The 20,455-nt window shown below is 68.2% G+C and carries 17 protein-coding genes; 9 read left to right on the top strand and 8 right to left on the bottom strand.

Translation table 11 applies throughout. The features are described 5' to 3' along the window. Nucleotides 1-19 precede the first annotated feature (19 nt). The 3 genes from ASD42_RS15250 to pruA all read right to left on the bottom strand — a co-directional run bounded on the left by ASD42_RS15250 (nucleotide 20) and on the right by pruA (nucleotide 4,186). A complete protein-coding gene (locus ASD42_RS15250; RefSeq protein ID WP_056817045.1) occupies nucleotides 20-1,447 on the bottom strand; it encodes an amino acid permease in 1,428 nt (475 codons plus the stop codon). 127 nt (nucleotides 1,448-1,574) lie between these two features. Next, nucleotides 1,575-2,540, bottom strand: a complete 966-nt coding sequence (locus ASD42_RS15245; protein WP_056817042.1) for a proline dehydrogenase family protein — start codon at nucleotides 2,538-2,540, stop codon at nucleotides 1,575-1,577. Then, complete coding sequence (pruA, locus tag ASD42_RS15240) at nucleotides 2,540-4,186, bottom strand: L-glutamate gamma-semialdehyde dehydrogenase (RefSeq protein WP_056817040.1); 1,647 nt, start codon at nucleotides 4,184-4,186, stop codon at nucleotides 2,540-2,542. The genes ASD42_RS15245 and pruA overlap by 1 nt, the downstream gene beginning before the upstream one ends. A gap of 130 nt (nucleotides 4,187-4,316) precedes the next feature. On the opposite strand from pruA, the gene ASD42_RS15235 reads away from it, so the two are divergent. Both ASD42_RS15235 and ASD42_RS15230 read left to right on the top strand, forming a co-directional pair. Then, complete coding sequence (locus ASD42_RS15235) at nucleotides 4,317-5,957, top strand: PucR family transcriptional regulator (RefSeq protein WP_082844231.1); 1,641 nt, start codon at nucleotides 4,317-4,319, stop codon at nucleotides 5,955-5,957. 111 nt (nucleotides 5,958-6,068) lie between these two features. Continuing rightward, nucleotides 6,069-8,063 carry an alkyl/aryl-sulfatase gene (locus ASD42_RS15230; protein WP_082844237.1) on the top strand — a complete coding sequence of 665 codons (1,995 nt, stop codon included), beginning with the start codon at nucleotides 6,069-6,071 and terminating at the stop codon, nucleotides 8,061-8,063. A gap of 5 nt (nucleotides 8,064-8,068) precedes the next feature. On the opposite strand, the gene ASD42_RS15225 is transcribed toward ASD42_RS15230, so the two are convergent. Continuing rightward, nucleotides 8,069-8,872 carry a VOC family protein gene (locus ASD42_RS15225; RefSeq protein ID WP_056817037.1) on the bottom strand — a complete coding sequence of 268 codons (804 nt, stop codon included), beginning with the start codon at nucleotides 8,870-8,872 and terminating at the stop codon, nucleotides 8,069-8,071. A gap of 247 nt (nucleotides 8,873-9,119) precedes the next feature. Between ASD42_RS15225 and ASD42_RS15220 the strand changes: the two genes are divergently transcribed. Together ASD42_RS15220 and ASD42_RS15215 are read left to right on the top strand one after the other, a co-directional pair. Next, nucleotides 9,120-11,159 (top strand): CocE/NonD family hydrolase, encoded by a 2,040-nt coding sequence (locus tag ASD42_RS15220; RefSeq protein ID WP_235569572.1) that lies wholly within the window; start codon nucleotides 9,120-9,122, stop codon nucleotides 11,157-11,159. Nucleotides 11,160-11,273: 114 nt separating this feature from the next. Beyond that, nucleotides 11,274-11,756 carry a gluconokinase gene (locus tag ASD42_RS15215; protein WP_084787163.1) on the top strand — a complete coding sequence of 161 codons (483 nt, stop codon included), beginning with the start codon at nucleotides 11,274-11,276 and terminating at the stop codon, nucleotides 11,754-11,756. Here the strand turns inward: ASD42_RS15215 and ASD42_RS15210 are convergent. Continuing rightward, nucleotides 11,747-12,493 (bottom strand): M50 family metallopeptidase, encoded by a 747-nt coding sequence (locus ASD42_RS15210; protein ID WP_056817032.1) that lies wholly within the window; start codon nucleotides 12,491-12,493, stop codon nucleotides 11,747-11,749. The genes ASD42_RS15215 and ASD42_RS15210 overlap by 10 nt on opposite strands. An 82-nt stretch (nucleotides 12,494-12,575) precedes the next feature. Between ASD42_RS15210 and ASD42_RS15205 the strand changes: the two genes are divergently transcribed. Further along, a complete protein-coding gene (locus tag ASD42_RS15205; protein WP_235569569.1) occupies nucleotides 12,576-13,655 on the top strand; it encodes an SMP-30/gluconolactonase/LRE family protein in 1,080 nt (359 codons plus the stop codon). A gap of 2 nt (nucleotides 13,656-13,657) precedes the next feature. Here the strand turns inward: ASD42_RS15205 and ASD42_RS15200 are convergent, their stop codons facing one another. Then, complete coding sequence (locus tag ASD42_RS15200; protein ID WP_056817030.1) at nucleotides 13,658-14,236, bottom strand: pyridoxamine 5'-phosphate oxidase family protein; 579 nt, start codon at nucleotides 14,234-14,236, stop codon at nucleotides 13,658-13,660. 135 nt (nucleotides 14,237-14,371) lie between these two features. Here ASD42_RS15200 and ASD42_RS15195 point away from each other — a divergent pair, with 135 nt between their 5' ends. Further along, a complete protein-coding gene (locus ASD42_RS15195) occupies nucleotides 14,372-15,199 on the top strand; it encodes an NADPH-dependent oxidoreductase (protein WP_056817027.1) in 828 nt (275 codons plus the stop codon). 13 nt (nucleotides 15,200-15,212) lie between these two features. Here ASD42_RS15195 and ASD42_RS15190 read toward each other — a convergent pair whose 3' ends face one another. Beyond that, on the bottom strand, nucleotides 15,213-16,205 hold the full coding sequence (locus tag ASD42_RS15190; RefSeq protein ID WP_056817024.1) for an LLM class flavin-dependent oxidoreductase: 993 nt from the start codon (nucleotides 16,203-16,205) through the stop codon (nucleotides 15,213-15,215). A 144-nt stretch (nucleotides 16,206-16,349) separates the two neighbouring features. Here ASD42_RS15190 and ASD42_RS15185 point away from each other — a divergent pair, with 144 nt between their 5' ends. Together ASD42_RS15185 and ASD42_RS15180 are read left to right on the top strand one after the other, a co-directional pair. Next, nucleotides 16,350-17,765, top strand: coding sequence for an amino acid permease (locus ASD42_RS15185; RefSeq protein WP_056817021.1), 1,416 nt, complete (start codon nucleotides 16,350-16,352; stop codon nucleotides 17,763-17,765). 127 nt (nucleotides 17,766-17,892) lie between these two features. Next, on the top strand, nucleotides 17,893-18,900 hold the full coding sequence (locus tag ASD42_RS15180; protein WP_156677476.1) for a hypothetical protein: 1,008 nt from the start codon (nucleotides 17,893-17,895) through the stop codon (nucleotides 18,898-18,900). A gap of 5 nt (nucleotides 18,901-18,905) precedes the next feature. Here the strand turns inward: ASD42_RS15180 and ASD42_RS15175 are convergent, their stop codons facing one another. Continuing rightward, nucleotides 18,906-19,709, bottom strand: coding sequence for a class I SAM-dependent methyltransferase (locus ASD42_RS15175; protein ID WP_056817015.1), 804 nt, complete (start codon nucleotides 19,707-19,709; stop codon nucleotides 18,906-18,908). Here ASD42_RS15175 and ASD42_RS15170 point away from each other — a divergent pair. Then, nucleotides 19,708-20,403: a hypothetical protein gene (locus ASD42_RS15170; protein WP_131816530.1), complete on the top strand. Its 696-nt coding sequence runs from the start codon at nucleotides 19,708-19,710 to the stop codon at nucleotides 20,401-20,403. The genes ASD42_RS15175 and ASD42_RS15170 overlap by 2 nt on opposite strands. The last annotated feature ends 52 nt before the right edge of the window (nucleotides 20,404-20,455 follow it).

Raw genomic sequence — 20,455 nt, 5'->3', positions numbered from 1 at the left:
AGCACAGTCGGCCGAGGACCTAGTTGCTCGGCTCCGGCGCGGTCCGGTTCATCACCGAATGCTTGCGCGAATAGGCGAAGTACACGATCAGCCCGACCACGAGCCACCCGGCGAACCGCACCCAGGTCTCCCACGGCAGCGACCAGATCAGGTAGGCCGAGAAACCGATCCCGACCAGCGGGATCACCGGCATCAACGGCAGCCGGAACGAGCGCGGGGCGTCGGGCCTTGTGCGCCGCAACACGATCACCGAGATGCACACCACGATGAAGGCCATCAGGATGCCGATATTGGTGAGCTCGGCGACGGTGTTGATCGGCAGCACGCCGGCCAGGATCGCGGCGCCGAAGCCGACGATCCAGGTGACCCTGGTCGGCACCTTGCGGGTGGGGTGGGTCTTGGCGAACCAGAGGGGCAGCAGCCCGTCGCGGCTCATCGCGAACCACACCCGGGTGACGCCGAGCATGAAGGTGAGCACGACGGTGACGATGCCCACGATCGCGCCGACCGCGATGATATTGGCGACGCCCGGCATCCCGACCGATTCGAACGCGGTGGAGAAACCACTGGTCGGGCTGATCTCGGTGTACTTCTGCATGCCGGTGAGTACGAGCGTGGCCAGCACGTAGAGCACCATCGCGATGGCGAGGGAGTAGATGATCGCCTTGGGCAGATGCTTGCGCCCGTCGATGGATTCCTCGGCCGCGGTACTCATCGCGTCGTAGCCGAATACCGCGAAGAACACCGTCGCCGCGCCCGTCCACACCGCGCCGGTGCCGAAGGGGAAGTACGGGTCGTAGTTGGCGCTGTCGATGTGGAACACCCCGAGCGCCACGATGAGCGCGACCAGGGCGACCTTGATGCCGACCGCGATCGTCTCGAACCGGCCGACGCTGGCGATACCGCGCGAGAGCACCCACGCGGTGCCCAGACAGAACAGCACCGCGAACAGGTCGATCACCCGGCCGTCGCCGGTGTCGGGCGCGCCGAGCATCCACTCCGGCAGGGTCAGGCCGATCTGATCGAGCAGGAACCCGAAGTACCCCGACACACCGATCGCGACCACCGCCGCCACCGCGATGTACTCGAGCAGCAGATCCCAGCCGATGAACCAGCCGGCGAGCTCACCGAGCGAGACGTAGCCGTAGGTGTAGGCCGACCCGGCTTTCGGGACCATGCCGGCGAATTCGGCGTAGCACAGCGCTGCCGCGGCACTGGCCACACCGGCGATCAGGAACGAGATCAGCACCGCAGGACCGGTGACCGAGTGCGCGACCGAGCCCGCCAGGGTGAAGATGCCCGCACCGATGATGCCGCCGACGCCGATCGCGGTGAGCTGCCAGAGCCCGAGTGATTTGGCGAGCCGCTCGTCACTGGGGATCTCGTCGTCGACCTCCACCAGTGGTTTGCGACGCAACATCTGGGTGCGCAGCTCTGCGAAAGACATTCGCGTTTCCTTCCATCGGCGCACACCGCCGCGTCACGGTGTGCTCCTGCGAGTACACCGCCACGCGCGCGGCGCGGTCACCGAGAGTGAATAATGTTCAGCGGCAATGATTGTTCGACCGAGCCGGTCATCTTCCGCGCGAGCCGACCAGTGCGCGGAGGAAGAACCCGAGGTTGGCGGGCCTTTCGGCCAGCCTGCGCATGAAGTACCCGTACCACTGGTCACCGTAGGGGACATACACCCGAATATGGTTGCCCGCGGCGGCGAGTCGCTGCTGTTCGTCGGGCCGAATACCGAACAGCATCTGGTACTCGTACTCCTCGGCCTTGCGCTGCGCCGCCTGCACCCCGACTGCGGCCGCGGTGATCACGGCTGGGTCGTGCGAGGCGATCATCGGATAGCCCGCGCCCGCGGTGAGCACGCCGAGGCACCGCAGATAGGACGCGTCGACTTCGGCCTTGTCACGGAAGGCGACCGACTCCGGTTCGTCGTAGGCGCCCTTGCACAGCCTGATGCGCGACCCCGGACCCGCCATCGCGCGGCAGTCGTCCTCGGTGCGGCGCAGATACGCCTGCAGCACCGTGCCCAACCATGGGTAGTCGGCGCGGAGTTCGCGCACGATCGACAGCGTCGAGTCGGTGGTGGTGTGGTCTTCGGCGTCGACGGTCACCCAGATCCCCGCGGCCTCGGCGGCGGCACAGATCTGGCGGGCGTGCTCGCGCGCGATGGCGTGACCGTCGCTCGGCACGGCCTGTCCGAGCGCGGACAGTTTCACCGAAACCTCCAGTGGCCGAACAGCTCCCGTCGCCACCTCGGACTGGGGGAGTGCGCCGAGCGCGGCGATCAAGGTCCGGTACTGCGCGAGGGTCGCCTCGGCGCCTGCCAGGTCGGTGGTGTCCTCGCCGAGATAGTCGATGCTGACGAAACGCCCAGAGCGCAACAGGGTTTCGGCGGCACGCACCACCTGCTCCGTGGTGGTGCCCGCGACGAAGCGGGCCACCACGGCCCGGCTGACCGGCAGCCGGGTGACGGTGCGTTCCAGCCGGGGCGAGCGCGCGGCGGCGAGCATGGTCGAACGCAGGAGCACCGACATCAGTCGACCTCCGGTGCCTGGTGGGGGTAGCGGTGCTCGGTCGGCGCGACGAAGGTTTCCTTGATCGTGCGCGCGGAGGTCCAGCGCAGCAGATTCTGTGGGGAACCTGCCTTGTCGTTGGTGCCGGACGCGCGCCCGCCGCCGAAGGGCTGCTGGCCGACGACCGCCCCCGACGGTTTGTCGTTGATGTAGAAATTGCCCGCGGCGAAGGTGAGCCGCTGGGTCGCCTCGGTGATCGCGGTGCGGTCTCGGGCGATGATCGAGCCGGTGAGGCCGTAGGGGCTGCCGCTGTCGACGAGGTCCATCGCGTCGGCGAACGCGGTCGGGGTGCTGTCGTCGTAGACGTGCACCGCCAGGATCGGACCGAAGTACTCGGTGTGGAACATCTCGTCGGCCGGATCGTCACCGACCACGATGGTCGGGTCGACGAACCAGCCGACGCTGTCGTCGCTGTGTCCGCCCGCCACCACGGTCAGACCCGGTGTGGCCTTGGCCCGCTCGAGTGCGGCGGTATTGCGGTCGAAGGCGCGTCGATCGATCAGTGCCCCACCGAAATTGGTGAAGTCGGCGACATCGCCGTAGCGCAGGTTCGACGTCCGTTCGATCAGATCCTCCGACATCGCCGCCCACACCGAACGCGGGATGAAGGCCCGGGAGGCGGCCGAACATTTCTGGCCCTGATAGTCGAACGCGCCGCGCACCAGCGCGGTGGTGAGCACCGCTGGATCGGCCGACGGGTGCGCGAGCACGAAGTCCTTGCCGCCGGTCTCGCCGACCAGCCGCGGATAGGTGCGGTAGCCGTCCAAGCGCTGCGCCACCTCGCGCCACAGGTGCTGGAACGTCGCCGTGGATCCGGTGAAATGCACGCCGGCCAGCCGTGGGTCGGCCAGCACGACATCGGAGATCACCGGACCGGGCCCGTTGACCAGGTTGATCACCCCGGGCGGCAGTCCGGCTGCTTCGAGCAGGCACATCGTCAGGTAGGCCGCCACGGCCTGGCTCCTGGCCGGCTTCCACACCACGGTGTTGCCCATCAGCGCGGGTGCGGTGGGCAGGTTGCCCGCGATCGCGGTGAAGTTGAACGGTGTCACCGCGTAGACGAATCCCTCGAGCGAGCGGTACTGCATCCGATTCCACACACCCGGCGAGGAGAGCGGTTGGCCGGCGAGGATCTCGCGCGCGAACGAGACATTGAAGCGCCAGAAGTCGATCAGCTCGCACGGGGCGTCGATCTCGGCCTGATAGGCGGACTTGGATTGCCCGAGCATCGTCGCGGCCGCGATCTTCTCGCGCCACGGCCCGGACAGCAGATCGGCCGCGCGCAGGAAGATCGCGGCTCGGTCGTCGAAGGGCATCGCCTGCCAGGCGGGCGCCGCGGCACAGGCGGCCTCGACCGCGGCGGCGGTTTCGGTGGTGCTCGCGTCGCGCAGGGTGCCGAGGACGGCGCCGTGGCGGTGCGGTGGGACAACATCGAAGGCGGGGCCGTCGCCGGGCAGGTGGCGGCCGCCGATCACGTGGGCGATCTCGGTGGGGGAGGCGGACAACTCGGCGAGCGCGGTCTGGAGGCGAGCCCGTTCCGGGCTGCCAGGAGCGAAAGTGCCGACGGGCTCGTTGACCGGCGGCGGGGTGGTCGCGATGGCGTCCATGAGTGCGGCTCCTGCGTCGTAAGGGAGAGCGGGATGTGACGTAGTCAACACCGATCGGGAGCAGTCATAATCATCTGATCGGATGAAGATCCCGGCAGTTGTTTGTCCGATCGACCAATGGAGGTGCGCCATGTCCGAAGGGGCCACAACGCTGCGCGAGTTGCTCGCCGCCCTCGACCACACCGTGGCCACGCTCGTGGACGCGCCCGCCGGTCACGCGGTCGCGGTGCGAACGGTCGCGTTGGCCGAGCCCGCCGACCTGCCCGAACACCTCGACGGCGAGGGCGCGCTGCCCGAGGTGTACCTGCTCGTCGGTGTCGATGCCGTCGCGACCGAGCGCTGGTTGCGCGAGATCGGTGCGCGCGACCCCGCTCAGCGACCCCGCGTGCTGATGACCAAGAGCGCCAACGACTCGCCCGCGGTCCGCGCCGCCGCCCATACCGCGGGCATCGCGCTGGTGCACGTGCACCGGCAGGCGCGCTGGGACCAGGTGTTCTCGCTGATCCGCCGGACGCTGGCCCGCTCACCCGGTCAGCGCGCCGCGTCCGACGAGCACGACCTGCTCGCCCCCGACACCGATCTGTTCGGACTGGCCCAGGTGCTGGCCAAGGAAACCGGCGGCATGGTCTCGATCGAAGACCCCCAGTCACATGTGCTGGCCTACTCGGCCTCCGACGCGTCGGCCGACCAGCTGCGCATCCAGTCCATCCTCGGCCGGGAAGGCCCGAGCGACTACCTGCGGATCCTGCGGGAGTGGGGCGTGTTCGACCGGGTGCGAAGTGGCGACGAGGTCGTCGACGTGCCGGAACATCCCGAGCTCGATATCCGCCGCAGACTCGTCGTCGGTATCCGGCGTGGCGCCGACGGCGCGCGGTCCAGAATGCTCGGGACCATCTGGTTGCAGCAGGGCGCGCGACCACTACGGCCCGACGCGGCGCAGGTGCTGCGAGGCGCGTCGGCGGTGGCGGCCAGGATCATCGCGCGGCGGTTGGACGCCCCCTCGACCGAGGCATTGCTCGTTCGCAGATTGTTCGGCGCGCACGGCGACGGCGTCGACGTGCCCTCGGTGGCCGCCGCGCTCAACCTGCCGACGATCGGTCCCGCCGCGGTGATCGGCTTCGCGCCGGTGGGTCCCGCCGCGGGACCGGCCGCTTCGAGCGGCCTGATCCGGTTGTACGCCAGTGCTTTCCGTGATGATTCGGTCACCGAGTCGATCGGCGAGCGCGTCTATGTCCTGCTGCCCGCCTACCACTCCGAGCGCAGCGTCGGCTCGTGGGTGCGCGAGCTGGTCACTCAACTCGAGCAGACCCGCGAACTGGTGGTGCGGGCCGCGATTGCCGCACCGGTCGCCGGGCTCACCGCGGTCGCCGGTGCGCGCGCCGAGGTCGACCGGGTGCTGGACAGTCCGGTCGCCGATGCGTCGGGCAGCCGGGTCGCCACGCTGGCCGACGCCAGGACCGCGGTGCTGCTGGCCGAGATCATGGAGCTGATCCGTGAGCACCCGCGCCTGCACGATCCGCGTCTGGCAGCCCTCGATGCCTACGACCGTGATCATGCCGCTGAACTGCGGGTATCGGTGCAGGCGTATCTGCGCGCGCACGGTGAGGTGCGCGCCGCCGCGGCCGCGTTGCGCGTGCATCCGAACACGCTGCGCTATCGACTGCGGCGAGTGGAGACGGTCCTCGGCATCGATCTGACCGATCCCGAGGACCGGCTTCTGCTCGACATCCAGCTGGCCGCACTGCCGACAATGGCGATTGCTCAGAAGTAACACAGATATTGCAGTTAGTCTGCAATAGTTGTCCGGGTCGGACAGTCGTGGAACGAAGGAGTAGCGGTGAACAGTGCACACAGGGGTCGCGGCGAGCTGTCGCGGCGCGGGATGCTGGGTGTCGGAGTCGGTGCGGCCGCCGCGGTCGCGGTCGGCGCCACCGTCACCGGATGTGGTGACCAACCGAGCGGAGTCACTGCGTCGAGCACCCAGACCGAGCCGACCGAGGCCATCCTGAATGCCAACCGCGCGCTGACCGACACGCTGCCCTTCGGCGATACCACCGACTTCGTCGATGCCGACCGTGGCTGGATCGCCTCCCTCGAACCGGGCAAGGTGACCGACCAGGCAGGGAAAGTGGTGTGGGACAACGACTCCTACGACTTCCTCGCCGGCTCCTGTCCGCAGTCGGTGAACCCGAGCCTGTGGCGGCAGTCCCAGCTCACCGTCAAGCAGGGCCTCTACGAGATCGCGCCGGGCTTCTACCAGATCCGTGGTCTCGACCTGTCGAACATGACGCTGATCGAAGGCGATACCGGCGTGGTCGTCATCGATCCGCTGGTCTCCGCGGAGACCGCGGCCGCCGGACTCGCGCTCTATCGCAAACATCGCGGCGACCGGCCGGTCACCGGCCTGATCTACTCGCACTCTCACGTCGACCACTTCGGCGGCAGCTACGGCGTCATCACCCCGCAGGATGTCGCGGCCGGGCGCTGCCCGGTGATCGCACCCTCGGGGTTCATGGAGCACGCTGTCGCCGAGAATATCTACACGGGCACAGCGATGGCCCGTCGTGCCGCCTACATGTACGGCGCCGCCTTGCCGCGCGGTCCGAAAGGCCAGGTGGGATCCGGCCTGGGGCAGACCACGTCGGTCGGCACAATCAGTCTGATCCCGCCCACCGTGCACGTCACCCGCACCGACCAGGAGGAAAGGGTCGACGGCGTGCGGATGGTCTTCCAGCTGACGCCGGGCACCGAAGCGCCCTCGGAGATGAACTTCTACTTCCCCGATCGGCGCATCCTGTGCATGGCCGAGAACGCCACCCACACCATGCACAACATCGTGACCCTGCGCGGCGCGCTGGTCCGCGACCCGCATGTCTGGTCGAAATATCTCACCGATTCGATCAACCGCTACGGCCGCCGGTCCGATCTGGTGTTCTCCTCGCACCACTGGCCGGTCTGGGGCACCGATCGGATCGTGGAGTTCCTGTCGTCGCAGCGCGACATGTACGGCTACCTCAACGATCAGACGCTGCGACTGCTGAACCAGGGCTACGTCGGCGCCGAGATCGCCGAAATGCTGCAGATGCCGCCCGCGCTGACCACGTCGTGGTCGACGCACGGGTACTACGGTTCGGTGAGCCACAACGTCAAGGCGGTCTATCAGCGGTACATGGGCTGGTTCGACGGCAACCCCGCGCACCTGTGGGAACACCCGCCGGTGGACAACGCCCGCCGCCACGTCGAGGCGATGGGCGGGGCCGACGCGGCACTGCGGACCGCGCAGAAGGCCTACGATGCCGCCGATTTCCGCTGGGTCGTGCAACTGGTGAACTACGTGATCTTCGCCGACCCGGCCAACGAGACGGCAAAGGACTTGCAGGCCAGCGCCTTCGAACAGCTCGCCTATGGCGCGGAGAACGCCACCTGGCGCAACTTCTATCTCAGCGGCGCCCACGAACTGCGCCACGGTTCCTTCGGCACGCCGACCACCGCCAACTCCGCCGCGATGGCCGCCGCACTGAGCGTGGAGCAGGTCTTCGACGCGGTGTCGTTGCGGATCGACGGTCCGAAGGCCTGGGATGTCCGAATGACCACGGACTGGCGGATCAGTGACGAGGACAACCGCGTCCACCGCGTGGAACTGCGCAACGGCGTCCTCGTACACCACGACCGATTCCCCGATGACGCGCTGCCCGCGCCCGACGCGACGATCACCCTCACCCGCCGCACCCTGATCGCCACCCTGGTCGGCGGCGCCGACCTGCGCAAGGGCGTCGCGAGCGGTGACATCGCCATCGACGGCGACGTCACCGCACTGGCGAAGCTGCCCGGCCTGATCGACAAGCCGGACCCGAACTTCGCCATCGTCACCCCGTGACGGTGTCAGGACCCGGTGGGAACCTCGCCGACCGCTCTGGCCGTATCGATCACAGCGAAGACCTCGCCCTGCGGTGCGGCCAGGACGCCCGTCCGGCCGAAGGGGCCGTCCTCGGCGCCCATGATCACCGAGGCACCCAGCTCGGTGGCCCTGGCCAGGAGGCCGTCGGTGTCGTCGACCTGGATCCAGGTGAGCCAGTAGGGCGGGGTGCTCAGCGCTGAGGCGTCCATTATGCCGCCGACTTCGTGGCTGTCACCGGGCAGCGCGAAGGTGGAGTAGGTGAAGTTCGCCCCGTCGCCGATCTCGGTGTACTGCCAGCCGAACACCTCGTTGTAGAAGTGGTGTGCCTGATCGTAGGCAGGGGTGTGCAGCTCGTTCCAGCAATACGCGCCGTTCTGGTTGTAAACGCCGCAACCGGTGTGCGCCTTGGCTTCCCACACGCCGAATACGCCGCCCGCCGGGTCGGCGGCGACGAACATGCGTCCCACGTCGAGCACGTCGAACGGTGGCATGAACACCTGCCCACCGGACTTGCTCACGCGTTCGGCGATCTCGTCGGCACGGCGCGCGGCGAAGTAGGTGGTCCATACCGACGGCATCGCTTCCATGCCCTGTTGTTTCGGGCCGATGCCCGCGGCGGGTCGGCCGTCGAGGGTGGCCATGAGATAGCCGCCGGCTTCGGCGGGACCGTCCTGGATTTCCCAGCCGAACAGCGTGCTGTAGAAATCGCGGGCGGCGGTGGTGTCGTCCACCTGACAGTCGATCCAGCAGGGAGTTCCCTGCGGCCAAGCTTCGTCGCGTGTGGGCATTGTCGAACGTCCTCCTCGGCGATGGGTGAGTCCGGTCCCGATCGCACCGGCACGAACCGAGTCAACCACCGGCAACCGACAAGAAGTGGAACCCCGCCACCGCTCTGAACTGGAACAACGCGTATTCACAGCGACAGTCCGAGCGGGCCGACGCTCGCCCGGCGAACTCGTTACCGCTGTTACGGTTTCTGCGCCGATCGTGCGGTGGCTCGGTCAACGGTGGAGACGAACCGGTCGGGAGCGATACATGCTGGGTAGAGGTTCGAAACGCGGGTTCGGCCGGATACTGGTGACGATCCTCGCGGTGGTCGTCGTGCTCGGCTGCGGCGGTGGTCCCGCGGGCGGGCAGCCCGCGCACGCGCCCGGCGCCGACTGGACCGCCCTGCACGACGGGCCGGGCGCCTACCCCGAGGTCCGGGTGGAGCGCGGCGTCCAGATCACGATGAGCGACGGCGTGGTGCTCAAAGCCGACGTCTACCGCCCCGCCGATGCCGCGGGCGTGATCGAGCAGAAGCCGCTGCCGACCGTCCTCAGCCTCACCCCGTACTCGAAACTGATGACGGGCCTGATCGAATCGGCCGCCGCGATCCCGGGCCTACAGTCCACCGCCGTCGACATCGTGCGCAGATTGAACCTGTCCACCACCCCGATCAGCGGTTTCGGTGACCTCATGCAGGCATTGGACGGCGGCATGATCCAGACCATGCTCGGCGTCGACCGCAAACTCGTCCGCGCCGGGTACACCGTCGTCGTGGCCGATGTGCGCGGAACCGGTCTGTCCCAGGGCAAATGGGACACCCTCGGCGCGCGCGAACAGCTCGACACCCGCGAGGTGATCGACTGGGCGGCCACGCAGCCCTGGTCGAACGGCCGCGTCGGGATGAGCGGCGGTTCCTACTCCGGCATCAACCAGCTGCGTGCCGCCGAGAACGCACCGCCCGCGCTGCAGGCGATCTTCCCGGTCGAGCCCGGCAGCGACCTCATGCGTGACGTGGTCGCTCCCGGTGGCGGCGTCGGCACCACCTTTCTGCCGATGTGGCTGAACTCTGTCAACCAGCTCAAACTCGTCCCCGATGTGGCCTCCATGGTCGACGGCAGCTTCGACTGGACCTGGTTCAACGACCGCATCGCCGACCCGACTACCAATTTCGACCTGCTCGCCCAATCGCTGCTCACGCCGTCGCTGTCGAATATGCCGCCCGCGCTCGACGGCGCGCTCGACGACACCTCGGCCTTCCGTGAGGCGATCATGGGCCACCCCGAGAACGTCACGGTGCCGACCTTCGTCTACGGCGGCTGGCACGACATCTTCGCCAACAGCGCGACCAAGCTCTACGAGCAGATCCCGCTACCGGCCGGGCGCAAGCAGTTGATCGTCGGCGACACCTATCACGCCAATCCCGGTGCGGGCACCGGTGTTCCCGGCGCACCTCCGCGCCTGGACGTTCTGCAGCGGGCCTGGTTCGACAAGTGGCTCAAGGACATCGACAGCGGCGTCGAAGGATTCGGGCCCGTCACGGTGAAACAGCAAGGCGGGAGCTGGATTACGCTGCGGGAGTTCCCCCAGCCGGGCGTGACGCATCGCCGCGTCTATCTCTCCGCCGCACCGAGCGGCAGCACCGAGGACAGCCTGCACGACGGATCGCTCAGCGCCACCGGGCCGTCGGACGCCGAAACGCTCACCGTCGCACCGGGTTTGAATCAGGTCTGCTCGCGCGACGCGGCGCAGGGCTCGGCGGGCATGACCGCCGCATTCGATGCCTGCGCGAAGGACTCCCGCATCGCCGAACGCAACGGCCTCACCTTCACCAGCGCCCCGCTGACCGAACAGACGGTCATCTCGGGCCCGATCAACGTGCGGCTCAACACCATCCACGACGCCACCGACGGATTCTGGAACGTCACCGTCAACGACGTGGCACCCGACGGCACCTCGACCGTGCTCACCACCGGACAGCTCACCTCGTCGATGCGGGCCGTCGACGAGCGTCGCAGCGCACGCTCGATCAACGGCGACTTCACCGCGCCCTTCAACCCGCTCACCGTCGACCGGCTGCTCCCGGTGGTACCCGGCGCACCCACCGACATCGATGTCGCCGTCATCCCGACCCAGGCGGTACTGGCACCGGGACACCGCTTGCGCATCGACGTCTTCGCGGGCAACGCGCCCAAGGCATTACCGTTCCGGCCGATGCTGAACGCCAGCGGCCTCGAGCCCCAGCACGTTCTTCTCGACCCCGCGTCGCCGAGCTTCGTCAACCTGCCCACCGACCGACCGATACCCTGATCGACCCGGGGAGTCACCGCCCCCGGCTACCCTCGATCGAGCGGGATGCGCAGGCATGCCGTGCGGAGTTCATTCGACGAGGAGGTCGCTGTGGTCGAACCTGTCATCGTGGTGATGGGGGTGTCGGGATGCGGGAAGACGACGGTCGGCGCGCTGACCGCCGACCGGCTCGAAGTCCCCTACGCCGAAGGTGACGACTTCCACCCGCCGGCCAATATCGAGAAGATGGCCGCGGGCGTCCCGCTCACCGACGAGGACCGGCTGCCCTGGCTCGACACCGTCGCGGACTGGCTCGCCGAACACCAGGAAGCCGGTGGAGTGGCAAGCTGCTCGGCGTTGCGACGGGCTTACCGTGACCGTCTGCGCGCGAAAGCGCCGCAGACCTACTTCGTGCACCTGGCGGCCACCCGCGACGAGTTGCTGCGCCGGATGACCGGCCGACTCGGCCATTTCATGCCGACGATCCTGCTGGATTCCCAGCTCGACACCCTCGAACCACTGCAATCCGACGAAGCGGGCATCACCCTCAACGCGCTACAACCGCCGAGCACGCTCGTCTCCGAGGCCGTCGACGCCTGGATCGCCGATCACCGCTGAAGCAGCGGATGTAGCTCCTCGACCGGCGCCAGCATCAGCATCGCGCCCACGACCAGCGATGCCAGGCAGACAGCGCTGAAGAACAACACCCACAGCACCGCGGGCAGGTGCGTCAACCGGGCGAGTTGGTCGGCATCGGAATCGGTACGCCCCGGCTGTCTCCGTCGACTCCCTTGCAGTTCGAAGACCGGCCGCACCCCGGCGGCCAGCAGGAACCACGCCGTCAGGTACGCGAACGCGGCCTGAAGCAGATCGCTGCCGAACCAGGACACCCCGAACACCAACGCGCCGAGCACCAGCACGGTGAGCAGCCCGTACATATTGCGCACCTTGATCAGCACCGCGGCCAGCATCACCAGCGTCGCCCACAACATCACCGTGACCCGGCCTGTCCCGAGCAGCGCCGCGTAGCCGAGCCCCAGCAGCGCGGGCGCCGGATACCCGGCCGCCGCGGTGAGAATCATGCCGGGACCACTCGGTTTGCCGCTGGACACGGTCAGTCCCGAAGTATCGGTGTGCAAGGTGATCGCGTGCAGCCTGCGCCCGGTGAGCAGCGCGACCAACGCGTGGCCGCCCTCGTGCGCCACCGTCACCGCGTTGCGGGTCAGCCGCCATAGTGGCCGGTACCCGACCAGCACCAGCGCCGACGCGGCGGTGGCGAGCACCAGCCACCACGCGGGAGCGGGCTGAGGTGCGATGAGATGATCGAGCAGTGAGCTGGCGGATCCGGTGTTCACCGCCGCACTTTAGCCGTCCGCGGGCCCGCCGCGCAGGCGGCTGCGCTCTACTCGATCGGCGACGCGGACATTCGCTGCGCGAGTGACACTTCCGACCGAGCCGATGTGGTCGCGGCCCTTGTCGCATCTGCCCGCGGCGCCTCTCCTCGTGGTAGCAATGGGCATGCAGATGCGCCCTCTCCGCTGGACTCCGCCGCGCCCCACCGCGCGTGCGCGCCGAACCCACAGCGATCCGCCGATGCCGCCGGTCCGACTGCTGCCGCTGCCGGGAAGTGGCCCGGAGGATGTCGTGGTGTTGCCCGACGGTCGGCTCGTCACCGGAACCGACGACGGTGCGATCTGGCGCGTCGATCCGGCGGGCGGCGCGGTCGAGCGGATCGCGGACGCCGGTGGCAGGCCACTGGGCATGCACGTCGACGCGGACGGCTCCCTGCTGATCTGCGTAGCGGGTCGAGGCATCCTTCGCCTGGCCGAGGCGGGCGCGGACCTGGAAGTCGTCGTCGGTGAGATCGACGGGGCTCCGATCGCGTTCCCCAGCAATGTGATTCGCGACGACGACGGCACGATCTACTTCACCATCTCGTCGCGGCGGTGGCCGTTCGAGGAGTGGATGACCGACATCCTGGAACACTCCGGCAGCGGACAGCTGGTCCGTCTCGATCCGGACGGACGCCTCGAGGTGCTCGTCGACGGTCTCCAGTTCGCCAACGGCCTGGTGCTCGCCCCGGACCGATCCAGTGTGCTGGTCGCCGAGACCGGCGCCTATCGGATCACGCGATACTGGCTGACAGGTCCGCGCGCCGGTACCACCGACTACCTCGCCGAGAACCTGCCCGGCTCACCCGACAACATGCTGCTCGGCAGCGACGGACTGGTCTGGGTCGGCATCGTCTCGCCACGTAACCCATTGCTGGACAGTCTCTTTCCGCTCCCCGGCATCCTGCGCCGAATCGTCGACGCGCTGCCGGACCGACTGACGCCCGCGCCCGTCCGCTCGGTCTGGGTGCTCGCTGTGAACTTCGACGGCACCATCGTGCACGACCTGCAGCGCGATGGCACCGACTACGCGTTGGTCACCGCGGTGGCCGAACACGAGGGCACCCTCTACCTCGGCAGCCTGTCCGAATCCGCGATCGCGGTGACCTCGGTACCGGTGAGCTGACCTCAGCGGCGAACGGTGGACGGCAGCGGGTGGTCCGGCTCGAGCGCGGGCAGCCCGTCGATACTGGTGGAGTTGTCGCCGGCGATGCGACGGGCGAAGTCGGCGTCGGTACGGCGGGTGTGGGCCTCGTCGAGGATGGAGCGTTCCTCGACGAGGTCGAGTGTGGGCACCGACCAGCCGCACGAGTCGGCGATGCGCTCCACCGAGATCGTCACCACCGCGCGGACACCAGGGTGTCCGGTGCCGAAATGCTCACGTAGCGTGTCGAATTCGTCGGAGTCGGGGCGAACGACGCGGCCGGTACCGAACAGTCGCAGGATGCGGGTGGTCCGGGTGAACGAGCAGAACATCACGGTGATCCGGCCGTTGTCGCGCAGGTGGGCGATCGTTTCCGATCCGCTGCCGAACAGATCGAGGTAGGCGACGGTGTGGTCGTCGATCACGGCGAAGGTGTCGCGATAACCCTTGGGGGAGACATTCACGTGGCCGCCCACCGATGGCGCGGTGCCGATGAAGAACATCGGCTGTTCGGTGATGAATGCCCGCAACTTGTCGTCGATCCGATCGAACACCTTGCCCATGACGCACTCTCTCGTCCCGCCAGTCGGCAGGCTCCCCGCATCCACCCTATCGACGGCCCCCACCGCGACGACCGTTCGGTTCACGCTGAGGGTTACCGCAGACGGCGACCCGCACCGTATCCGACGATGTCTTCTATGACGCAGACCGCTCCAAGCCCCGTCCACCCCGTGCAGCAGCGCTACGCGGACCCGGCCACCGAGATCCCCGCCGAGTGGAATCCGGTGCTCGAGGTAGTGCACGCCCACAAGTCGGTGCGCCGTTATCTCCCGGATGCCGTGTCGCCGGAGACGATTCGGCTGTTGGTCTCGGCCGCGCAATCGGCGCCGACCTCGTCGAACCTGCAGGTGTGGAGCGTCATCGAGGTGCGTGACCCGGCGCGCCGGGCCAGGTTGGCCGCGATAGCAGGGGGTCAGGCACATATCGAGCAGGCGCCGGTGCTGCTGGTGTGGACCGCCGACTTCGCCCGGCTGCGTCAGCTCGCCGACGATCACGGCGCACCGCTGGAAGGCGCGGACTATCTCGAATCCAGCTATGTCGGCTTCGTCGATGCCGCGCTGGCCGCCCAGAACGCGGTGGTCGCCGCCGAATCCCTCGGCCTGGGGACGGTCTACATCGGCGCGCTGCGCAACGACCCGGAAGCGGTTGCGGCCGAACTGAATCTGCCCGATCACGTCTTCGCGGTCTTCGGCCTGGTCGTCGGCCACCCGGACCCGACGGAGGGCACCAGGGTCAAGCCGCGCCTACCGCAGGCGGCGGTTCTGCATCAGGAGACCTACGACCTGCCCGCCCAGCGCGAGCCGGTCGCCGAGTACGAACAGCGGATCGGCGAGATCTACACCGATCAGGGCCTGCCGTTCTCGTGGACCGAGCGCACCCTGGCCCGCCTGGCCTCGGCGGCCTCGCTCAACGGACGCCACCGCCTGCGGGAATCCTTGGCCCTGAGAGGATTCCGACTGCGCTGAGCAGGCGGACCACTCAGCCGTCGATCGCCTTCTTCGTCAGGTCGAGCGAGCGGATGCGGGCGTCGAGGTCGTAGACGAGGGTGTTGAGCATCAGTTCGTCGGGGGAGGTGGCGTCGAGCAGTTGTGCCGCCTGGGCCCGCACCGTCTCCGGCGAACCCTGCAACTGCGCGGCCCTGCGTTGCGCGGCGAAGTGGCGTTCGGCGTCGTTGCCGGGGAAGCCCGCGGCCTGCTCCGGCGTGGCCAGCGCCTGCGGGCGCCCCGAGCGCAAGTTGGCGAAGGCAAGATCACGGGGTGCGGCGAGGCGATCGGCCTCGGCGTCGGTGTCGGCGCAGATCGCCGAGGCCGCCACGATCGTGTACGGCTCGCTCAGGGTCTGCGAGGGCCGGAAATTGTCGCGGTAGAGCGTCAGCGCGGCCACGGTGTTGTCCGGCGCGATGTGATGGGCGAACGCGAACGGCAGTCCCAATACCGCGGCCACCTGCGCGCTGTAACCACTCGAACCGAGCAGCCACACCTCCGGTTCGGCGCCGAGTCCGGGGCTTGCCACGATCCCGTGGGGATCGGCGCCACGGAAGAAGCCGATCAGCGCGGTGAGTTCCTGAGGAAACTCGTCACCACCGAGTCCCTCGGCACTGCGGCGCAGGGCGCGCGCGGTCACCGGATCGGTGCCCGGTGCCCGTCCGATCCCGAGATCGATCCGTCCGGGATGCAGCGACTCGAGCGTGCCGAACTGCTCGGCGACCACCAGGGGCGCATGGTTCGGCAGCATCACCCCACCCGAACCGACCCGGATCCGCGAGGTGGACGCGGCCAGATGAGCCAGGACCACCGCGGGCGCCGCACTCGCGATGCCGGGCATGTTGTGGTGCTCGGCCACCCAGAATCGACGAAAGCCCTGTTCCTCGGCGTGCTGTGCGAAGCGCGTCGTCGCGTGCAACGCCGCACCCGCCGTCGCATCGGACTGCACCGGTGCCAGATCCAGAACCGACAGCGTGACGGCGCTCATGAGCCTCCTCGAGTTGTGTATTGCCCCTCTCGGAGCCAACCCGCGCCGGGCCGCCGGTATTTCCGCGCACCGGTGGTGGTGACACCGGCCACGGTAGCGGGGCGGTAGCGTGCACGACTGATCGCGCGAAGGAAGGACTGCTCCATGTCAGCCGATGGCCCCGGCCTATCCACCGATGTCCCCGTGGCGTCCGCCCCTACGGCCGAATCGGAGGGATACGAACGCGGCCTGAACCCGCGCACCATCCAGATGATCGCCATCGGCGGTGCGATCGGCACCGGCCTGTTCTACGGCTCCGGCGCGGCGATCGAACAGGCGGGCCCATCGCTGATCCTGGCCTACCTCGCCGCCGGCCTGGCGATTTTCGTCATCATGCGCGCACTCGGTGAGCTGCTCACCTACCGCCCGGTCTCGGGCAGCTTCGCCGAGTACGCCCACGAGTTCCTCGGCCGGTTCGCCGGGTTCGCGACAGGCTGGTCGTATTGGGCGGTCTGGGTGTCCACCTGCATGGCCGAGATCACCGTGGCAGGCCACTACGTGCAGTACTGGTTCGACATCCCGCAGTGGGTGACCGCGCTGGTCGTGCTCGCGGTGCTTTTCACCGCCAACCTGATCTCGGTGCGGTTCTTCGGTGAGGGGGAGTTCTGGTTCTCGGCCATCAAGATCACCGCGATCCTGGCGATGATCCTGATCGGCATCGGCGTGCTCGTGTTCGGTTTCGGTCATGCCGCCGACCCGACGGTGACCAATCTGTGGGCCGATGGCGGGATGTTCCCGCACGGCTTCGGGCAGACCCTGCTGGTGCTGCAGATCGTGGTGTTCGCCTACGTCGGTGTCGAGTTGGTCGGTGTGACCGCAGGGGAGGCGCGCGATCCGAAGACCACCCTGCGCAAGGCGATCAACACCCTGCCGTTCCGCATCGGCCTGTTCTATGTCGGCGCGCTCGTGGTGATCATGTCGGTGGCGAGCTGGCGCAGTTTCCACGCGGGCCGCAGCCCGTTCGTCGAGGTCTTCGAACAGATCGGCATCCCCGCCGCCGCGGGCATCATCAACTTCGTGCTGCTCACCGCGGCGCTGTCGTCGTGCAATTCCGGCATCTACTCCACCGGCCGGATGTTGCGCAGCCTCGCGCTGCGCGACGAAGCGCCCGCGCAGTTCGCGACGCTGAGCAAGCAGTCGGTGCCGTTCACCGGTATCTGCGCGTCGGCGGGCGCGATGGTGATCGGCGTGGTGGTGAACCTTGTCTCGCCGGATAAGGCCTTCGCCTACATCACCTCGGTGAGCACCGTCGGGATCATCGTCGTGTGGGGTGTGATCCTGCTGTGCCACATCAAGTATCGCGCCAAGGTTCGTGCCGGCGAGCTGCCCGGCAGTGACTACCGACTGCCCGGTGCGCCCGTCACCACGTGGGCCGCACTGGGTTTCCTCGGGTTGGTCGTGGTGCTGTTGCTGTGGACCGACGGTGGCCGCACCGCGCTGGTGGTCGGCGCGGTGTGGGCGGCACTGGTGTGTGCGGGCTACTACGCCTTCGGCCGCCGCGACGCCGTGCACACCGGATAGCTCCGTTTGCTGGAAAGCCACTGGCAGAGAGCCATTTTCTGTCATACCCCCCCGGTATCGTCGAAGTGTCACACAACCAGCCCGGACGCGAGTGTGGCCGGGCGGTGCGAGAACGGGGGCACACGAGATGAGTGACGAGAACAGCGGCGATCTGCGACCGCCACGCCAGCACGGAACCACCTGGCGGGAATCGGAATACCGGGTACTGGCCGACGATCTGCGCGCGGGCGTCGATCTGGCCCGCACGGCGATCACGGTCGGGCGCACCGAATCGGCGGTGCGCAGCGCACTGCGCAATTTCGTGCCGCCGGAGGAACGGGTACCGACCGCCGAACGGGAACGCTGGATCCGCACACGCCTTGTCGCCGAGCCGGAATGGGACTGGTGGGCGGTGGTGATCGACCATCACCGCCGCTCCCGCGGCGGCCTGTGGTTCACCCGCCACGAGCACTGTGCCCGGATCGGCTGGCGCAGACGCACTCCCATGCCCGCGCTCGCCCAGGAACTGGCCACCTCGGAACTCTCGGTCGCCGAGCTGTTGCGTTCGCTGGGGCTGGTCGACAGCATCGAGGAAGCCGCCGACCGCCTCGGCGCCACTCCGGGCCTCGCGTTGGCCAAACGGGTCACCGCCCGCCGTGACGAAGCCGTCGGCGCCCGCTGGATCCTGGTCGTCGACGGCGCCTCGGGCACCACCCGGCCCCGCAACGCCCCGGTCCGGCGCCAGCTGTCCCTGCACGAGACCCGTGCCGACGCCGAAGCCGAACGCGACCGAATCCTGTCCTGGCACACCCGAATCGGCCCGGAAGAACCCGACTCACCACCCGTCTGGTGGACCATCGCCGAACGTGGCCTCGGCGCAACAGTCGGCTATACCCGGTGCGGCACACACGATTCCACCGCCACCGGCGGCCGAATCCGCGCCGAAGCGCTCACGGTCGGTGACATCATCCGTGTCCCGGTCCCCGACGGCGGCTTCCTACAAGACCGCGTCACCGCGATCAGCCAACCCGCCGCGAGAGCATCGATCGTCGTGGACTTGGCGCCGGTCGCCAACTCGCGCGTCCGTCGGGTCGTCGAATTCGCCGCCGACGAGGTCGTCGATGTGGTGCGCAGAGCGGAGGAACGCTCGGCGTAATGGGCTCACCGGGGTGTATTCGCGCGCCGGACCGCGCGGATCACCTCGGTGCGCAGGGGAAAATCGAACTCGCCCTCGGCGGTCTCCGGTGTCGCCCGCAGGTAGTCGAGAATCCGGCCGAGCACTTCGGCTCGTTCTTGCGCGGAGATGACCACGGTGTGTGAATGGCTGCCGATGGACGCGGTCAGCGATTCGGCGGTCCGCCGCTGGCTGTGTGCGAACTCGGCGTACTCGAACGGGGCGAACAGCGGATGCGCGGGCAGCGCGTCATCGGACGACGGCGGAAACGAGGCGGACGAGCGAGCGACATCCCGCAGCCCCACAACCCACTCGACCTTGTCGTCGTCGTTGTTCCAGAACGCAGCGAACACCCCGTCCGCGCGCAGCACCCGCGCGATTTCGGGAAAGGCCCGCGCTTGGTCGAACCAGTGGAACGCCTGCCCGGCGAGCACCGCGTCCACCGACCCGTCGGCCAGCGGAATTGCCTCCGCCGCACCGGAAAGCGCCGTCACCCCGGGATGGAGACGAACGAGTTCAGCCCTCATCTCCTCATCGGGTTCCACCGCGATCACCTCGACCCCCGCGGCGAGCAAACCTCCGGTGAGCTTGCCCGTCCCCGCCCCCAGATCCAGAACAACGACCCCCGCCCTTTCCGCGACAGCCTCTAGCGCCCACCGAATCCCCGCCGCCGGATAGTCCGGCCGATGCTCGGTGTAGACGGCGGCCTGCGCGCCGAACGAGCCCGCCCGTCGCTTCCGGCGCTGGATCTCGTCCGCGGTCCCGTCCTCAGAATTCCCGAATCCCACCATGAGTAGGAAGCTACAGACCGCCGTGGCGCTGCGGAATGATCGCGCGGGTGGTGAATTTTATTGGGGTGCAGCGAGAATGGCCACTATGGATTGGACCAATGTGGCGGTTGCCTCGATCACGGTCGTCGGCACGCTCGGGGGCGGCATCGTGACCCAGGCTTTCGCGATTCGGAGCAAGCGAATCGATGCGAAGGTACAGCGCGACAATCGGGCGGAGGAATTGCGCGAACTCACCCGAAAAGAGGCCACCGACGAGAAGCGGACGGTCTACGCGGGCCTCAACACCACGGCGCATTCCTGTCGAGCGGCTATCCGGCACTACCTCGACGAGAAGTGTGGCGGGCGCACACCTGATCTCGCCAAGTTCGAGGCAGCGCGGGAGGCGCTGCGCGACACCTATTCCCGTGCGCAGATGGTGGTGTCGGACCGAGCGCTCGATTTCGCGTCCGAGGTGAATCGGTGCCTCGACGTCGGCCATCGCGCGGCGCTCGAGCTCGACGGGAACGACGCCGTGGCGGTGGCGGCCCTCTATCACTTCGTGGACGACTCGCTGGGCTTCGGTGTCCGCCTCCTGCGTCGAGCGATCCGGGAGGATCTCGGGATCGAACCCGGCGTCGATGCCGATCTCGACGGCCACCTCGTCACGCTCAGGAGCAGGCGCCACGAGTTCGTCAGAGGGACACCTCCGATGTGACTGCCCAGCAGTCCGAGCTCCTCGGTTGAGGTCGGTCATGTCGAATGTCCGC

Origin of the sequence: Nocardia sp. Root136, from assembly GCF_001427185.1 — a bacterium.
Taxonomy (GTDB): domain Bacteria; phylum Actinomycetota; class Actinomycetes; order Mycobacteriales; family Mycobacteriaceae; genus Nocardia; species Nocardia salmonicida.
Note: the sequence above shows the minus strand (reverse complement) of the source record. Positions and strands in the feature narration are given on the sequence as shown.

What these genes read in the sequence shown, in the direction of transcription:
- ASD42_RS15215 (WP_084787163.1), top strand. Translation starts at nt 11,274, where the DNA reads ATGGGGGTGTCGGGATGCGGGAAGACGACGGTCGGCGCGCTGACCGCC.
- ASD42_RS15230 (WP_082844237.1), top strand. Translation starts at nt 6,069, where the DNA reads ATGCTGGGTGTCGGAGTCGGTGCGGCCGCCGCGGTCGCGGTCGGCGCC.
- ASD42_RS15195 (WP_056817027.1), top strand. Translation starts at nt 14,372, where the DNA reads ATGACGCAGACCGCTCCAAGCCCCGTCCACCCCGTGCAGCAGCGCTAC.
- ASD42_RS15220 (WP_235569572.1), top strand. Translation starts at nt 9,120, where the DNA reads ATGCTGGGTAGAGGTTCGAAACGCGGGTTCGGCCGGATACTGGTGACG.
- ASD42_RS15185 (WP_056817021.1), top strand. Translation starts at nt 16,350, where the DNA reads ATGTCAGCCGATGGCCCCGGCCTATCCACCGATGTCCCCGTGGCGTCC.
- ASD42_RS15190 (WP_056817024.1), bottom strand. Translation starts at nt 16,205, where the DNA reads ATGAGCGCCGTCACGCTGTCGGTTCTGGATCTGGCACCGGTGCAGTCC.
- ASD42_RS15170 (WP_131816530.1), top strand. Translation starts at nt 19,708, where the DNA reads ATGAGTAGGAAGCTACAGACCGCCGTGGCGCTGCGGAATGATCGCGCG.
- ASD42_RS15250 (WP_056817045.1), bottom strand. Translation starts at nt 1,447, where the DNA reads ATGTCTTTCGCAGAGCTGCGCACCCAGATGTTGCGTCGCAAACCACTG.
- ASD42_RS15245 (WP_056817042.1), bottom strand. Translation starts at nt 2,540, where the DNA reads ATGTCGGTGCTCCTGCGTTCGACCATGCTCGCCGCCGCGCGCTCGCCC.
- ASD42_RS15200 (WP_056817030.1), bottom strand. Translation starts at nt 14,236, where the DNA reads ATGGGCAAGGTGTTCGATCGGATCGACGACAAGTTGCGGGCATTCATC.
- ASD42_RS15235 (WP_082844231.1), top strand. Translation starts at nt 4,317, where the DNA reads ATGTCCGAAGGGGCCACAACGCTGCGCGAGTTGCTCGCCGCCCTCGAC.
- ASD42_RS15175 (WP_056817015.1), bottom strand. Translation starts at nt 19,709, where the DNA reads ATGGTGGGATTCGGGAATTCTGAGGACGGGACCGCGGACGAGATCCAG.
- ASD42_RS15180 (WP_156677476.1), top strand. Translation starts at nt 17,893, where the DNA reads ATGAGTGACGAGAACAGCGGCGATCTGCGACCGCCACGCCAGCACGGA.
- ASD42_RS15225 (WP_056817037.1), bottom strand. Translation starts at nt 8,872, where the DNA reads ATGCCCACACGCGACGAAGCTTGGCCGCAGGGAACTCCCTGCTGGATC.
- pruA (WP_056817040.1), bottom strand. Translation starts at nt 4,186, where the DNA reads ATGGACGCCATCGCGACCACCCCGCCGCCGGTCAACGAGCCCGTCGGC.